The sequence below is a fragment of the Pseudonocardia autotrophica genome, from assembly GCF_003945385.1.
Lineage (GTDB): Bacteria > Actinomycetota > Actinomycetes > Mycobacteriales > Pseudonocardiaceae > Pseudonocardia > Pseudonocardia autotrophica.
The window spans coordinates 512795-527684 of the sequence record NZ_AP018920.1 but is presented as its reverse complement, the minus strand read 5'-3'; the positions used below and the strand labels follow the sequence as shown (position 1 = coordinate 527684).

14 protein-coding genes are annotated in these 14890 nt (G+C 74.6%); 8 read left to right on the top strand and 6 right to left on the bottom strand.

Features of this window, described 5'->3' with window-relative positions; all coding sequences use genetic code 11:
• Positions 1 to 92: 92 nt before the first annotated feature.
• Genes Pdca_RS35260 through Pdca_RS02565 form a run of 4 tightly spaced genes read left to right on the top strand, consistent with a single transcriptional unit; the run spans position 93 to position 2391 of the window.
• Positions 93 to 278, top strand: a complete 186-nt coding sequence (locus Pdca_RS35260; RefSeq protein ID WP_158092195.1) for a hypothetical protein — start codon at positions 93 to 95, stop codon at positions 276 to 278.
• A complete protein-coding gene (locus tag Pdca_RS02575; RefSeq protein ID WP_373865543.1) occupies positions 275 to 904 on the top strand; it encodes a heme-binding beta-barrel domain-containing protein in 630 nt (209 codons plus the stop codon). Before Pdca_RS35260 ends, Pdca_RS02575 begins: the two co-directional genes overlap by 4 nt.
• Positions 905 to 1519: a 5-oxoprolinase subunit B family protein gene (locus Pdca_RS02570; RefSeq protein WP_085913580.1), complete on the top strand. Its 615-nt coding sequence runs from the start codon at positions 905 to 907 to the stop codon at positions 1517 to 1519.
• Complete coding sequence (locus Pdca_RS02565) at positions 1516 to 2391, top strand: 5-oxoprolinase subunit C family protein (protein WP_085913581.1); 876 nt, start codon at positions 1516 to 1518, stop codon at positions 2389 to 2391. The genes Pdca_RS02570 and Pdca_RS02565 overlap by 4 nt, the downstream gene beginning before the upstream one ends.
• A 21-nt stretch (positions 2392 to 2412) precedes the next feature.
• On the opposite strand, the gene Pdca_RS02560 is transcribed toward Pdca_RS02565, so the two are convergent.
• Together Pdca_RS02560 and Pdca_RS02555 are read right to left on the bottom strand one after the other, a co-directional pair.
• Complete coding sequence (locus Pdca_RS02560; protein ID WP_085913582.1) at positions 2413 to 4170, bottom strand: hypothetical protein; 1758 nt, start codon at positions 4168 to 4170, stop codon at positions 2413 to 2415.
• Between the two features lie 43 nt (positions 4171 to 4213).
• Entirely contained in the window at positions 4214 to 6040 is a 1827-nt protein-coding gene (locus Pdca_RS02555; RefSeq protein ID WP_085913583.1) for a hypothetical protein, read from the bottom strand.
• 248 nt (positions 6041 to 6288) lie between these two features.
• Between Pdca_RS02555 and Pdca_RS02550 the strand changes: the two genes are divergently transcribed.
• The 4 genes from Pdca_RS02550 (at position 6289) to Pdca_RS02535 (ending at position 9319) form a co-directional block, all read left to right on the top strand.
• The gene (locus Pdca_RS02550) at positions 6289 to 6795 is read left to right on the top strand and encodes a Fur family transcriptional regulator (RefSeq protein ID WP_269462833.1); all 507 of its coding nucleotides are present in this window, start codon (positions 6289 to 6291) and stop codon (positions 6793 to 6795) included.
• Positions 6792 to 7967, top strand: coding sequence for a CAF17-like 4Fe-4S cluster assembly/insertion protein YgfZ (gene ygfZ, locus Pdca_RS02545; protein WP_085913584.1), 1176 nt, complete (start codon positions 6792 to 6794; stop codon positions 7965 to 7967). Before Pdca_RS02550 ends, ygfZ begins: the two co-directional genes overlap by 4 nt.
• Before the next feature lie 223 nt (positions 7968 to 8190).
• On the top strand, positions 8191 to 8394 hold the full coding sequence (locus Pdca_RS02540; protein ID WP_085913585.1) for a DUF3073 domain-containing protein: 204 nt from the start codon (positions 8191 to 8193) through the stop codon (positions 8392 to 8394).
• Between the two features lie 208 nt (positions 8395 to 8602).
• Positions 8603 to 9319, top strand: coding sequence for an NUDIX hydrolase (locus Pdca_RS02535; RefSeq protein ID WP_085913586.1), 717 nt, complete (start codon positions 8603 to 8605; stop codon positions 9317 to 9319).
• Between the two features lie 6 nt (positions 9320 to 9325).
• Here the strand turns inward: Pdca_RS02535 and purM are convergent, their stop codons facing one another.
• The 4 genes from purM to purL form a co-directional block, all read right to left on the bottom strand.
• On the bottom strand, positions 9326 to 10423 hold the full coding sequence (gene purM, locus Pdca_RS02530) for a phosphoribosylformylglycinamidine cyclo-ligase (RefSeq protein ID WP_085913587.1): 1098 nt from the start codon (positions 10421 to 10423) through the stop codon (positions 9326 to 9328).
• A 59-nt stretch (positions 10424 to 10482) separates the two neighbouring features.
• Positions 10483 to 12021 carry an amidophosphoribosyltransferase gene (gene purF, locus Pdca_RS02525; protein ID WP_085913685.1) on the bottom strand — a complete coding sequence of 513 codons (1539 nt, stop codon included), beginning with the start codon at positions 12019 to 12021 and terminating at the stop codon, positions 10483 to 10485.
• Between the two features lie 106 nt (positions 12022 to 12127).
• Entirely contained in the window at positions 12128 to 12490 is a 363-nt protein-coding gene (locus Pdca_RS02520; RefSeq protein ID WP_085913588.1) for a sterol carrier family protein, read from the bottom strand.
• Positions 12487 to 14817, bottom strand: a complete 2331-nt coding sequence (purL, locus tag Pdca_RS02515; protein ID WP_232021384.1) for a phosphoribosylformylglycinamidine synthase subunit PurL — start codon at positions 14815 to 14817, stop codon at positions 12487 to 12489. The genes Pdca_RS02520 and purL overlap by 4 nt, the downstream gene beginning before the upstream one ends.
• Positions 14818 to 14890: the final 73 nt, after the last annotated feature.

Here is a 14890-nt window from a genome sequence, read left to right as displayed (position 1 = left end):
AAGTGCCCGGCTCCGGCGATCCGCGGCCGGGGACCGGTGCCCCCGGCACTCCCGGCGGGCGCCGCGCCGATGTGCCGGTAGGCTGGCGCGTCGTGCACTGGTTCTCCACCGGGCTGTTGATCGCCCTGTCCGCGGGGACCGCCGCCTGGGCCGGGTGGTTGCTCCGGCGCCTGTTCGTCGTCGAGCCCGCCACCGCCCCGGAGCCCGGGCGCACGGACCGTCGGGTCCCGGACGACGCCGATGACGACGACCACCACACCGAGGAGCGCGACTCGTGACCGATCCCGACGACGAGCAGCTGCAGACCACCATCACCGGCCCCGCCAACGCGGCGCCGGACTCGCCGCAGCGCAACCGGCCGCAGTGGACCGATCTACCGGTCGACGACGACACCGCCAACCTCCGCCAGGGCCCCGACCTGAACGAGGCGTGCCTGGGCCTGCTGCCGCTGGTCGGCACCTGGCGGGGCACCGGCGAGGTCGTCTACCCGACCATCGACGGCCCGTACCACTTCGGGCAGCAGATCACCTTCGCGCACGACGGCCGCCCGTTCCTGTCCTACGAGTCGCGGTCCTGGCTGCTCGATCCCGACGGCGGGATCATCCGGCAGGCCGCCCGCGAGACCGGCTTCTGGCGACCGCAGCAGGACGGCTCGGTCGAGGTGCTGATCGCCCACAGCAGCGGGATAGTCGAGATCTACTACGGGCCGAAGGGCGACATGCGGTCCTGGCAGATCGAGACCGACGCGGTCGCCCGCACCCCGTCGGCGAAGGAGGTCACCGGGGCGAAGCGGCTCTACGGCCTGGTGAACCAGGGCGACCTCGCCTACGTCGACGAGCGGGCGATGGTCGGCCAGCCGTTGCAGCCGCACATCTCGGCGTTGCTGCACCGCGTGGTCGGCTAGGTGGACGGCGCGACCGTCCGACCGTGCGGGAGCCGGGCACTGCTGTTCGAGGTCGGGTCGGCGCTGGAGGTGGCCGCGATCGTCGACGCCGTGCGTGCCGCCGGGCTGCCCGAGGTGTCCGAGCTCGTGCCCGCCGCGCGGACCGTGCTCGTCGAGGTCTCCGCCGGCGCATCCCTCGACCGGGTCCGGGCCGCCGTGGCCGACGCCGACCCGCGGGCCGGGACCGTGGGTACCGGTGTCCTGCACACGATCGAGGTCTCCTACGACGGCGCCGATCTCGATCTCGTCGCGGAGACCGCCGGAATCTCCCCCGACGAGGTGGTCGCGCTGCACAGCGGCGCCGAGTACACGGTGGACTTCTGCGGTTTCGCCCCCGGCTTCGGCTACCTGTCCGGTCTCCCCGAGCCGCTGCAGCAGCCACGGCTGGAGAGCTCGCGGACCGCGGTGCCGGCCGGCTCGGTCGGGATCGCCGACATCTACAGCTGCGTGTACCCGCGCCGCTCCCCCGGCGGCTGGCGGCTGATCGGTCGCACCGACACCGTCCTGTTCGATCCGGCCGCGGACCGGCCCGCGCTGTTCACCCCGGGCGACCGGGTGCGGTTCGAGGCCCGGTGAGCACCGCCCGGGCCGGCCTCGAGGTCCTCGCCGCCGGACCGCAGGCGCTCGTCACCGACCGCGGGCGGGCGGGCAACGCTCACCTGGGGGTGCCGCCGTCCGGCGCGCTGGACCGGCCCGCGTACGAGCTGGGGAACCGGCTGGTCGGCAATGCCGACGGCGCCGCCGGGCTGGAGCTGCTGGGTGGACGGCTGCGGGTCCGCGCCCGCGGCGATCGCGTCGTCGCGGTGACGGGCGCGCCGGCGCCGGTCCGGGTGGACGACCGGCCCGCGGGATCGCACATCGCGGTGCACGTCCCCGACGGCGCCGTCCTGGACGTCGGGGCGCCGGTCGCGGGGCTGCGGGTGTACCTCGCGGTGGCGGGCGGGTTCGAGGTCGCGCCGGAGCTGGGGAGTCGCAGCACCGACCTGTTGTCCGGGCTCGGCCCGGCCACGGTCGCCGACGGCGATCTGCTGCCCGTGGGCGGATGGTCCGGCGAGCTCCCGGCCGCCGGCCCGGTCCCGGTCTCGGTGCCGCCGGAGACGGTGCGCCTGCGGGTCCGGCTCGGTCCCCGCGACGACTGGTTCGCCGATCCGCGGGAGGCGCTGATCCGTCCGGTGTGGACGGTGTCGCAGGACGGAAACCGGATCGGGGTGCGACTGGACGGGCCACCGCCGGTCCGGCATCCGGACACGAGGGACCGTGAGCTGCCCAGCGAAGGCATGGTGACCGGCGCCGTGCAGGCACCGCCGGACGGGCCGCCGGTGGTGTTCCTGGCCGATCACCCGACGACCGGCGGCTATCCGGTGATCGCGGTCGTCGAGCCCGGCGACCTGCCGCTGCTGGCCCAGGCGGCGCCCGGTGCCCTGGTCCGGTTCACCGTGCTGGGCTGACGGGGCCCGGCCGGCGTCGGCTCAGCGACCGGCGTCCTCGCCGTCGAGGATGGTCCGGACGTCCTCCGGCGCCATCCCGGAGAGCCGCCCGATCTGGGTCGGGTCGAGCCCGCACTCGTCGAGGTGCCGGACGGCACCGGCCAGCTCGTCACGACGGCGGCGCAGCACGTCGCCGAGCTCCTCGATGCGGTGCTGCGAGTCGTCGAGGGTGCGGGTGGCGTCGACGGCGCGTACCGGGTCGGCCAGCAGCACCGCCAGCAACCGGTCCCGGGCGTCCTCGTCGCCGTCCGATGACGGCACCACCGACAGCGGGAGCTCCTGCTGCTCGCCCGGCACGGGCTCCGGAGTGGCGGGGTCGGTCTCGCCGCGGCGCATCCGCGCCCGCTGCACCGCCCGCGCCGCGAGTGCCTGCTGGACGGCCCGGGAGACCGGCTCGGACAGCGGCGCCGAAGCGGGCCGGGGCGGCTGGGGCGCGGCCGGTCCCCGGTCCTGTGGTGTGGCGGGACCGGTGACCGGCAGCTCGCCGGTGGGCAGGTCCTCGTGCGCGGGCACGGTGCGCTCCGCGGACCAGGGCGGCAGCGGTGCCGCGGCGAGATCGCCGGTCGCGGGCGGGCCGTCCGGGCGGGCCTGGGACGGCGTCGGCTCGGTCGCCGGGGAGCCGGTCGGTGGCCCGGTCACCGACGGCTCGGTCACCGACGGCTCGGTCACCGACGGCTCGGAGTGCTCGTCTGCGATGTGCAGGCGCGCGACCGGGGTGGCGGGGCCACCGGTGGCGCCGGCCGGTCCCCCGGGCGGTGCCACCGCTGCGTCGGCCGTGTCGGTCGTGTCGGTCGTGTCGGTCGTATCCGCTGGGTCCGCCGTGCTGACCGTGCTGCCTGTGCTGCCTGTGCTGCCTGTATCGGCTGTATCGGCTGTGCTCGTCGCGGAGGTGGCGCTCGCCCCGTCAGCGGTGAGAGCGTCGCGGCCTTCGGCGGTGGAGGCCTCACGACCGTCGGCGGTGGAGGCCTCACGACCGTCGGCGGTGGAGGCCTCACGACCGTCGGCGGTGGAGGCCTCACGACCGTCGGCGGTGATGGCTTCGCGACCGTCGGCGGACGTGCGGTCGATCGCCCGCTCCGCGCCACCGGTGCCCGCCTGCGCCGCACCGAGGGCGCCCAGCGCGGCCGCTCCGCCCAGCGGGGCCGCTCCGCCCAGCGGGGCCGCTCCGCCCAGCGCGGCCGCTCCGCCCAACGGGGCCGCCGTGGCCGGTGCCGCCGATCCCGGTGCGACCCGGGACCGCCCGGCGGGCTCCACCATGTCCCCGGACGACCGGACCGGCTCCGCCGGGTCGCGGCGGGTGCGGGCCCTGGTCGCGGCGTCGGGCCACTCGTCGGCGGGCGCGAGCAGCTCGTCGAGCGAGCTGCGCGGGGCCGTCTCCCTGGCGTGCCGTCCGGGTCCGCTGTGTCCGGTGCCGGGCGTCCCGGCATATGCCGGGGCCGCGCCGCCGGAGCGGACCGGCAGGCCCGGGAGGGGACCGGTGTCCCCGTCCCGTTCCGCGACGATGTCCGCGACGGTCCGGGGCCGCGCGGGAGGTAGCGGATCGGCCGGGCCACCCGCCGACTCCCCGGTCCAGTCCTCGGCGCACGGCGGCGGGCCGACGGTGTCCGGCGCCGCGACCGGCAGGGGTGCCGGCCCGCTGCGCGCGCGCCACACTCCCCAGAGGACCAGCACCACGAGCACTACCGCCCCCAGCGCCGCGGCGAGCGCGAGGGGCGGAACCGTGACCGAGCCGAGCTGCATGGGACCGGACCCTAAGGGGGCCCGGGCCCTTGCGCGTGCAACCTCAGGTGCTGCGCGTCCCCGACGAGGGCTGCGCGGTGCTCGGCCGGGCCGCGTCGGCGGAACCGTTCGTGCCGCTGTGCGAACCCGCGGACTGGCCGTTGGCCGGGCGACCGCCGGCCTTGTCCGCGGACTCGGATCCGCTACCGGCACCGCCCTGACCGTTGCCGGCCTGGCCGGAGCCGTTCCGGCGCGACTCCTGGTCGCCCTTGCCGCCGGTGCGCCCCATCGCCGGGTTCGCGGTGGTCGGCGGCTCCGAGGCGGCCGCGGACCTCGCGGACGAGGCCTTCTCGTCGTCGCTCCCGGGCTTCTCCGAACCATCCGATGGGGTGTCACCGGAACGACGGACGGCGCCGACCGCGACGGTCCGCTCGGCGTCCTTCTCGGACCCGGCCTTCGCGTCCTGACGCGGCACCGCGGTCGTCGCGGGCTCCGCCGGACGGGCGTCGGACGCCGGCCGGAACAGCTCGGCGGGCTCGGGCTCGTGCTCCTCGCCGCCCGGCCGGACCGCGGTGGTCCGCTCGGCGCCCTGTTCCTGCTGACGTTCCTGCCCCTGCTGCCCGGAGACTCCCGCACCGGGACGCGGAGCCGGCGACGGTCGCGGCGCCCCGCCGGGACGCGGGCCCGGCTGGCCCTGCTGACCGGGACGGCTCTGCTGCCCGGAAGCGTTCCCCTGACCCGGCTGGCCCTGCAGGTTCGACTGGCCCTGCTGGTTCGACTGACCCGGGCCGGACTGGTCCGGCCGGATCGTCTGGCTCCAGCCACCCTGCTGGCCCGGCCTGGACTGCTGGGCCGAGCCCTGCTGCCCCGGCCCACCGGCGCCCGCTGCCGCGGGCTTCGCGGCGTCGGACTGCTGATCGAATGCACCGGGCCTGCCCTGCGGGCGCGACTGGGCGCCGGAGTCGTTGCGGCCGCCCTGCTGCCCAGGTCCGCCCGGCGCTGCTGGGCCGGGCTGCGGACGCGGGCCGGGGCGCGGTGACGACCCGGGCTCGCCCTGGCCGGGGCCCTGCTGCGCGGCAGCGGGGCGGGCACCGTTCACCCCGGACGGGGACTGCGGCGTGCCCGGTCCGCGACCGGCCTGCTGACCCTGCTGCGCGGCGGCGGGCTGGTCCTTCCGGTCGGGCTGGGGCGCGGCACCGGATCCGGGCCGCACCGGCTGGGACGCACCGTTGCGCTGCTCGGGGGCGCCGTTGCGGGACTCGCCGGAGCCCGAGCGCGCGCCCGGTTCGGGTCGTGGCGCCTCGTCGGAGCCCTCGGCCGCGGCCGCGAGCGGCCGGCTGTCGGGCCGCGCCCGGTCGGCCGGAGCGCCACCCTGCTTGCCTGCGCCGGCGCGGAGCTCGTCGCGGCGACGGGTCAGCTCGCCGACCTCGGCGCGGAGCTTGTCACCCTGCTCGCGAGCCCGGTCGGCATCCGCCCGGGCACGATCGACCTGCTTGCGGGCCTCGGCCGTGACGCGCTCGGCGTCGGCCTTGGCCTTGGTCCGGATCTCCTCGGCCTCCTCCTCCGCCTTCTGCAGGATCGCCTGCATCCGGTCGGAGAAGTTGTCGGATCCGGTGTGCCGGTCCGGCTCGGAGCCGGGCCCCGGCTGCGGCGGCGCAGGCCGTGGCGGGCCCTGCCGCGGCGGACCGGGCGGCCCGGCGAAGCCACCGGGCGGCGGCATCGGCATCGGCGGCGCAGGCCTGCTGCGCAACGCATCGATGTCGGCCCGCATCCGGCCCATCACCCGCTGCATTCCGACGATGTGCTCGTCGACCTGCCTGCGGTCGTATCCGCGGAGCACGACGTCGAACCGCGGGGAACCGCCCGGGCGGTCCGCCCCGTCTGCCGTCATCGCTCACTCCTCACAGTTCGTCCGGCGCAGTGCCGGTGAGACACCACTGCGAGGCCCACGCAACCGGCGGCACCGGTCCGACCCCGCCGGTCAGGGTAGCCACGCGGGCGCCATCGCGGCGAACGCCGCAGCCCGCAATGATCAGTCACCGGCGTGGCGTCCCCCGCGAAGAAGGCTCCCGTGACACGATGCGCGGCTACCGTCCTCGCGACCGCAGCCTACCGGGCCGAAGCGAATACCATCATGGTGTGGACTCCTCGCTGAAGGGCACGCTGCACAAGCGCGGTCTGCGGATGACCCCCCAACGCCAACTCGTCCTGGACGCGGTGCGCGAGCTGGGGCACGCCACTCCCGAGCAGGTCTGCACCCGCGTCCAGGCCACTGCGCCCGCCGTCAACATCACAACCGTCTACCGCACGCTGGATCTGCTCGAGGGGCTCGGCGTCGTCCGGCACGCCCATCTGGGGCACGGCGCGCCGACCTACTCCGAGCACCGGCACCGGCACGTGCACCTGGTCTGCCACCGCTGCGGCCGGGTCGACGAGGCACCCACCGAGCTGCTGTCCGGTGTGGCCGAACGCACCCTCACGGACCTGGGTTTCCACCTCGACGCGACACACGTGGCACTGTCGGGGACCTGCGCCGACTGTGCCGCCGAGGAGGCCCAGGTCGCCCAGCAGCACGCCCTACAGACCGACACCGAGCACGACGACGCGGGTCCGGCGACACCGGGCGCCGTGAAGGGAGACCGGTGACCACGACCGGACCGGGGCCGCAGACGGCGCCCGACAGCACCGACCCCGCCGACCCCACCCGGAGCGCTGCCGACACCGACAGCGCCGACGGGACGGGACAGGCGGACACCGACGCCGCCGTTCCCGCCCACCGCGGCGACCCGCCCGCCGAGCAGCGCGCGATGGCCCGCTCGGCGGCCGTCGTCGACCGCAGTCACCGCGACGTGCTCGCGGTGACCGGCGAGGAACGGCTGTCCTGGCTGCACCTGCTGCTCACCCAGCACGTCAGCGAGCTGCCGCCGGGCACCGGCACCGAGGCGCTCGTGCTGGACATCCAGGGCCGGGTGCTGCACCACATGGGCGTCGCCGCCACCGAGGACACCGTCTATCTCGACACCGAGCCGGGCGAAGGCGCCCCACTGCTGGACTACCTGGGCAAGATGGTGTTCTGGTCGAAGGTCGAGCCGCGCGATGCCACGCCCGAGCTGGCCGTGCTCACCGTGGTCGGCCCGGACGTCCCGGCCGTGCTCGAACGGGCCGGACTGCCGGTCCCGGCCGCCCCGCACGGCGTGCTGGGGCTCGAGGACGGCGGGTTCGTCCGGCGCACCCCGTGGCCCGGAAAGGACGCGGCCGACGTCGTCGTCCCCCGTACGGAGAGCGGCACCTGGTGGTCCACCCTCACCGCAGCCGGGGCCCGGGCCGCCGGAACCATCGCGTTCGAGGCGCTGCGGGTCGAGTCCCGGTCCCCCCGGCTGCACCTCGACACCGACGAGCGCACGATCCCGCACGAGGTCGGCTGGATCGGGCCGGCGGTGCACCTGACGAAGGGCTGCTACCGCGGGCAGGAGACGGTCGCCCGGGTCGCCAACCTGGGTCGCCCGCCGCGCCGCCAGGTGCTGCTGCACCTCGACGCGGGCGACGAGGAGCTGCCGCGCACCGGCGACCCGGTGCAGCGCGACGGCCGCGCCGTCGGGCGGGTCGGAACGGTCGTCCAGCACCACGAGCTCGGGCCGGTCGCGCTGGCACTGGTGAAGCGCTCGGTCCCGGTCGATGCGGAGCTGACCGCAGGGGCCGAGGACCGCGTGTCTCCCGTCACGATCGATCCGGACTCCTACGAGCCGGATCCGGATCGCCCGCCACCCGGACGGGCCGCCCGGGAGCTCGCCGGGGGCGGGCCGGGCCGCCGCGGCTGACCTGCGACGTCCGGCGTCACCCGTTCGTGGTGTCCGCCGGGTGAACGGGTGCCGTCGCCGGACGGCACATGCCCGCCCACCCCTGTGACGACGACGGTGCCGCATCGCATGCCGCCGGGTGCGCAGGGTACGGTTGGTCTCACGACATTGATGAGACGAGAGGGGCCGCCGGGTCGTGTCAGGTGACCGGGCCGCCCCTTCCCTGTTGTAAGGGGGACCAGCCATGGGGCGCGGACGAGCCAAGGCCAAGCAGACGAAGGTGGCCCGCGAGCTCAAGTACAGCTCCCCCGCAATGGATCTCGACGCGCTGCAGCGTGAGATCGGGAGCGGGACGGCGGTTACTACCGACAACGGCGAAGAGGAGTACGGCGAATACTCCGACCTCGCCGCGAAGTACAACGACGAGGACGACCACCCTCGCCGCTGATCCGCGCACCGGCGCCCGGTCGGGAATCCCGGTTCCCCGACCGGGCGTCGACGCGTGCGCGACCCCCTCTCACCCGCTCGCCGCTGCGAGCGCAACGCCGGTCGTACCGGGCGGTTTCGCCCGACCGGCCGGATAGGGCAAGATCACCAACGCGCTCCTTCCGGGGGCGCGCTCACCGGTCCCCGTCCCTGTCCGAGGTGTTCACGACATGCGCGGCAACCTCTTCGCGGTCGCCGTCAATCTCGTCGTGCTCACGGTCCGCTCGGACCAGCTGCACCTGCTGCTCATCGAGCGCGGGGAGCCGCCGTTCCTCGGCGAGTGGGCCCTCCCGGGTGGTTTCGTGCGCCCGGAGGAGGACCTGGTGCACACCGCCAGCCGCCGGCTCGGCGAGGAGACCGGGGCCGCGACCGGCGACGCCGTCGTCGGCCATCTGGAGCAGCTGGCGAGCTATGCCGCCCCGGACCGGGACCCGCGTGGCCGGGTGCTGTCCGTCGGCTACCTGGCGTTCGTCCCGGACATGCCGGAGCCGACACCGGGCGGTGGCGCCGCGGCGTCGGCATGGTGGCCGGTCGAACGCATCCCGGCGCTCGCCTTCGACCACGAGCGGATCCTCGGCGACGGCGTCGAGCGGGCCCGGTCCAAACTGGAGTACACGACGCTCGCCGCGTCGTTCTGCCCGCCGGAGTTCACCGTGTCCGATCTGCGCCGGGTCTACGAGGCCGTCTGGGACGCCTCTCTGGACCCGCGGAACTTCCAGCGGAAGGTGACCTCCACCGAGGGCTTCCTGGTCCCGACGACGACGCTGGTCACCGGAGGCCGCGGCCGGCCGCCGCGACTGTTCCGGCGGGGCACGGCCACCGCGCTGCACCCGCCGATGCTGCGCGACTCACACCGCCCGAACGATCGGGCCGCGGCGGAGCGCTGATCCTGCTCAGAACCGCGGGTGCTCCCCGCGCAGCTGCACCCGGGCACCGAGCGTGCCGGAGTCGGCACCGTCGACGTCGCCGATCCGGGCGACCTCGCCGAGGATCCACGCCGGCACGTGCCGCGCGGTGAGGACCGCGAGCGCCCGGTCGACGTCCTCGGGCGGGAGCACGGCGACCATGCCGACACCCATGTTGAACGTCTTCTCCATCTCCGCCCGCTCCACCCGGCCGCGGCCCTGGATCAGCTTGAATACCGGAGCCGGGGTCCAGGAACCGCGCTCCACGGTCGCGGCCAGGCCGTCCGGCAGCACCCGCTCCAGGTTCCGCGCGAGCCCGCCACCGGTGACGTGCGAGAAGGTGCGGACACCGGTCTCGGCGGCGATCGCCAGGCAGTCCTTGGCGTAGATCCGGGTCGGGACGAGCAGTTCCTCGCCGAGCGAGTGGTCGAACTCCTCCAGCTCGCCCTCCAGCGGCAGCCGGGCGATGTCCAGCAACACGTGCCGGGCCAGTGAGTAGCCGTTGGAGTGCAGGCCCGACGACCCGAGCGCCACCAGCACATCGCCCGGGCGGACCCGCTCAGGGCGCAGCATCTTCTCGGCGTCGACGATGCCGACGCCGGTCGCGGACAGGTCGTAGCCGCCGGGCTCCATCAGCCCGGGGTGCTCGGCGGTCTCGCCGCCCAGCAGCGCGCAACCGGCCTGCTCACAGCCCTCGGCGATGCCGCGGACCAGTGTGGCGACCTTCTCCGGGACGAGCTTGCCGACGGCGATGTAGTCCTGCAGGAACAGCGGCTCCGCGCCGCACACCACGAGATCGTCGACGACCATCGCGACCAGGTCCTGGCCGATGGTGTCGTGCTTGTCCATCGCCTGCGCGATCGCGACCTTGGTGCCGACGCCGTCGGTCGACGCGGCGAGCACCGGCTCGGTGTACTTGCCGAACTTGGCGGCGAACAGGCCGGCGAACCCGCCGATCCCACCCATCACCTCGGGCCGGGACGCCTTCTCCGCGAACGGGCGGAACTGCTCGACCGCCCGCTCCCCCGCGTCGACGTCCACTCCCGCCGATGCGTAGCTGGCAGGGCCGGAATCGGTCGAGGGCATGGGTCGGTTCTCCAGTACGCGGGGTGTGTGACGGGCGTATCGCGGGGTGCTGACCGGGCCTACGGCCGGGACAGCGCCTCACCGGCACCGTATCCGACCGCGAGCGGGCCGGGCTCCGGGGCGGGCGCGGTCCGGGCCTGCTCCGCTGGCGGGATGTCCTCGAGCAGGTGCTTGCCGAGCTTCGCCTCGTCCGGGAGCGGGATCGGGTAGTTCCCGTCGAAGCAGGCGCAGCACAGCCGGGAGCGCGGCTGCTCGGAGGCGGCCACCATCTGCTCCACCGAGACGTACCCGAGGGAGTCCGAGCCGATCGAGCGGCGGACGCCCTCGGAGTCGGCACCGTTCGCGATCAGCTCGGCACGGCTGGCGAAGTCGATACCGTAGAAACAGGGCCAGCGCACCGGCGGCGACGCGATCCGCACGTGCACCTCGAGGGCGCCCGCCTCGCGCAGCATCCGGACCAGGGCACGCTGGGTGTTGCCGCGGACGATCGAGTCGTCGACGACGACCAGGCGCTTCCCGCGGATGACGGTGCGCAGCGGGTTCAGCTTCAGCCGGATGCCGAGCTGGCGGATGGTCTGGCTCGGCTGGATGAAGGTGCGCCCGACGTAGGCGTTCTTCACCAGGCCCTGGCCGTAGGGGATGCCGGATCCCTGCGCATAGCCGATCGCGGCCGGGGTGCCGGACTCCGGGACCGGGATGACCAGGTCGGCGTCGACCGGGTGTTCCTCGGCGAGCCGGCGGCCGATCTCGACCCGGGTGTCGTAGACCGAGCGGCCGGCGATCTGGGTGTCCGGCCGGGCCAGGTAGACGTACTCGAACACGCAGCCCTTCGGCTCCGGTGCGGCGAAGCGCTCGCTGCGTATTCCGTCTGCGTCGATCGCGATGAGCTCGCCGGGCTCGACCTCGCGGACGAACGACGCGCCGACGATGTCCAGCGCTGCCGTCTCGGACGCGACCACCCAGCCCCGCTCGAGCCGGCCCAGCACCAGCGGCCGCACCCCCTGCGGGTCACGGGCGGCGAACAGGGTCGTCTCGTCGGCGAAGGCCAGCGAGAACGCCCCGCGCAGCCGCGGCAGCAGCCGCAGCGCGGCCTCGAAGACGCCGAGATCCGCGGCCCCCGCGGCGAGCAGCTCGCCGACCAGGTCGGAGTCGGTGGTGGCGCGCAGCCCGGACCGGTTGCGGTTCTCCAGCTTCGCGACGTCCTCGCGCAGCTCGGCGGTGTTGACCAGGTTCCCGTTGTGCCCCAGCGCCAGGCCGGAGCCGGTCGCGGTGGTGCGGAACGTCGGCTGGGCATTCTCCCAGGTGGTCGCCCCGGTGGTGGAGTAGCGGCAGTGCCCGATCGCGAGGTGACCGCGCAGCGAGGACAGCGTCTGCTCGTCGAACACCTGGCTGACCAGGCCGAGATCCTTGAACACGACCATGCGCTTGCCGTCGGACACCGCGATCCCGGCGGCCTCCTGGCCGCGGTGCTGCAGTGCGTAGAGGCCGTAGTACGACATCTTCGCGACGTCCTCGCCCGGGGCCCAGACACCGAAGACGCCGCATTCCTCGCGGGGACCGGTCTCGTCGGGTTCGGGTTCGGGAGCGGTGTTCGGGATGCGGGCGGTGCTGACGTGGGTGTTCCGGGCGGAACTCAACGCGGCGCTCCTCGGCTGGCGGCGTACCGGGACCGTTCGTGATCGTACGCCGCGGCAGCAGGTTCCTTCAGGTTCGGGGAGCAGGGTCACTCCGCGACCCGATCACGGGCAGCAGGCCCGCCACCTCACCGGCCCGCGAACCGGACACCCGGAGCGAGCCGTCGGCGACGGCGTCGGTCCAGGAGATCCGGCCCAGCGCGAGCGCGATCCAGGTCCGCGGATCGGTCTCCACCACGTTCGGTGGGGTGCCGCGGGTGTGCCGGGGCCCGTCGATGCACTGCACCGCACCGAACGGCGGCACCCGCACCTCGACGCTGTGCCCCGGCGCCCGCCGCACCAGCTCGGCCAGCGACTCCTTCACCGCGGCCCGGCGGGTGGCCCGGTCGGGCTCCGGGCCACCGCCGAGCCAGTCGTGCAGCGCGCCGGTCACACCGAGACGGGGCCGAACCGGGCCGGCAGGGTCGCCTCCCAGGCGGTCCGCAGCTCGTCGAGCTCGAGCACCCCGGCGGCGTCGCCGAAGTCGAGTGCGGAGCCACCGGTCTCCCCGATCCGGACGGCCGGGACGCCGGCCTCGGCGGCCCGCACCAGCAGACCGTCGGCGGCGTCCGCGGCGGCGGTGACCAGGACCCGCCCGGCGGATTCGGAGAACAGCGCCGTGAACGCCTCGTCGTGCACGACGGCCACATCGATCCGGGCACCCCGGCCACCGGCCAGCGCGGCCTCGACCAGGCCCTGGGCCAGCCCGCCGTCGGACAGGTCGTGGCTGCCGGTGAGCTCGCCGTCGGCAGCGGCGGCCGCGAGCAGACCGGCGAGGCGACGCTCGTGCTCCAGGTCGACGGCCGGCGGGAGGCCGCCGAGGTGACCGTGCACCTCGTGCGCCCACTCCGAGCCGCCGAACTCGGAGGCGGTGGAGCCGAGCAGGATCACCGCGTCGCCGTCGGCGCCGGCGAACCCGGACCGGACCGCCCCGCGGACGTCGTCGATCACGCCGAGCACGCCGACCACCGGGGTCGGGAGGATCGCGGTAGAGCCGGTCTGGTTGTAGAAGCTGACGTTCCCACCGGTGACCGGGGTGCCGAGCACCGCGCAGCCGTCCGCGATGCCGCGGATGGCCTGCTGGAACTGCCACATGACGTGCGGGTCCTCCGGCGAGCCGAAGTTGAGGCAGTCGGTGACGGCCAGCGGCACCGCACCGGAGGTCGCCACGTTGCGGTACGCCTCGGCGAGCGCGAGCTGCGCGCCGGCGTAGGGGTCCAGCGCGACGAACCGGGCGTTGCAGTCGGTGGCGACCGAGATCCCGCGGCCGGTCTCCTCGTCGACCTGCACGACTCCGGCGTCGGCGCCGTGCGCGGCGACGGTGTTGCCGCGCACGTAGCGGTCGTACTGGTCGGTGACCCAGGCGCGGCTGGCCAGGTTCGGCGAGGCCGCCATCCGCAGCACCTCGGCACGCAGCTCGGACGGCACCTCCGGGCGCGGCAGCCGGTCCGGGACGTCGGCGTTCAGCGCGTCCTGCCGCTCGTCGTCACGGGCGACCGGGCGCCGGTAGACCGGCCCCTCGTGGGCGACGGTGCGCGGCGGCACGTCGACCACGGTCTGTCCGCCGGAGGTGATCACCAGCCGGTCGCCGTCGGTGACCTCGCCGATCACCGAGGCCAGCACGTCCCACTTGGCACAGACCGCCATGAACGCCTCGACGTGCTCGGGCTTCACCACCGCGCACATCCGCTCCTGGGACTCCGAGGAGAGGATCTCGGCGGCGGTCATCCCGGTGGCGCGCAGCGGGACGGCGTCGAGGTCCACGCTCATCCCGCCGTCACCGGCGCTGGCCAGCTCGGAGGTGGCGCAGGACAGCCCGGCGCCGCCGAGGTCCTGGATGCCGACGACCAGCCCGGCCGCGAACAGCTCCAGGCAGCACTCGATGAGGACCTTCTCGGTGAACGGGTCGCCGACCTGGACGCTCGGGAGCTTCTTGCGCCCGGTTCCGCCGCTGGAGGAGTCGAAGGTCTCCGAGGCCAGCACGGACACGCCGCCGATGCCGTCGAGACCGGTCGTCGCACCGAACAGGATGATCTTGTTGCCGGTACCGGAGGCGAACGCGAGGTGCAGGTCCTCGGTCTTCAGCGCACCCACACACAGCGCGTTGACCAGCGGATTCCCCGCGTAGGACGGGTCGAAGACGACCTCGCCCGCGACGTTCGGCAGGCCGAGACAGTTCCCGTAGCCACCGACCCCGGCGACGATGCCGGGCAGCACCCGGGCGGTGTCGTCGGCGTCGAGCGGGCCGAAGCGCAGCGGATCGCCGACGGCGATCGGGCGGGCGCCCATCGCCATGATGTCGCGGACGATGCCACCGACACCGGTCGCCGCACCCTGGTAGGGCTCGACGTAGGACGGGTGGTTGTGCGACTCGACCTTGAAGGTGACGGCCCAGTCGTCGCCGATGCTCACCACCCCGGCGTTCTCCCCGATGCCGGCGAGCATCGCGGAGCGCATCTCCTCGGTGGTCGTCTCACCGAAGTAGCTCAGGTGGACCTTCGACGACTTGTACGAGCAGTGCTCGCTCCACATCACCGAGTACATGGCCAGCTCGGCATCGGTGGGCCGGCGACCGAGGATCTCCCGGATACGGGCGTACTCGTCGTCCTTGAGGCCCAGCTCACGGTAGGGCTGCGGCGCCTCCGGCGTCGCCTCGGCGTGGGAGACGGAATCGACCTGCACCTGGGACTGCGTCACGAGGCCAGGGTAATGGCGACACATCGGTACCGGATCGTGGCGGTGCCCGGAAGCACAAGCGGGGGCGGATCGACCGCGCGTCGTCCGGCCCGACGGG

Bases quoted from the DNA above. Each gene is read 5' to 3' on its own strand.
- purL (WP_232021384.1), bottom strand. From the start codon at position 14,817: ATGTGTCGCCATTACCCTGGCCTCGTGACGCAGTCCCAGGTGCAGGTC.
- purM (WP_085913587.1), bottom strand. From the start codon at position 10,423: ATGCCCTCGACCGATTCCGGCCCTGCCAGCTACGCATCGGCGGGAGTG.
- Pdca_RS02540 (WP_085913585.1), top strand. From the start codon at position 8,191: ATGGGGCGCGGACGAGCCAAGGCCAAGCAGACGAAGGTGGCCCGCGAG.
- Pdca_RS02535 (WP_085913586.1), top strand. From the start codon at position 8,603: ATGCGCGGCAACCTCTTCGCGGTCGCCGTCAATCTCGTCGTGCTCACG.
- Pdca_RS02560 (WP_085913582.1), bottom strand. From the start codon at position 4,170: ATGCAGCTCGGCTCGGTCACGGTTCCGCCCCTCGCGCTCGCCGCGGCG.
- Pdca_RS02555 (WP_085913583.1), bottom strand. From the start codon at position 6,040: ATGACGGCAGACGGGGCGGACCGCCCGGGCGGTTCCCCGCGGTTCGAC.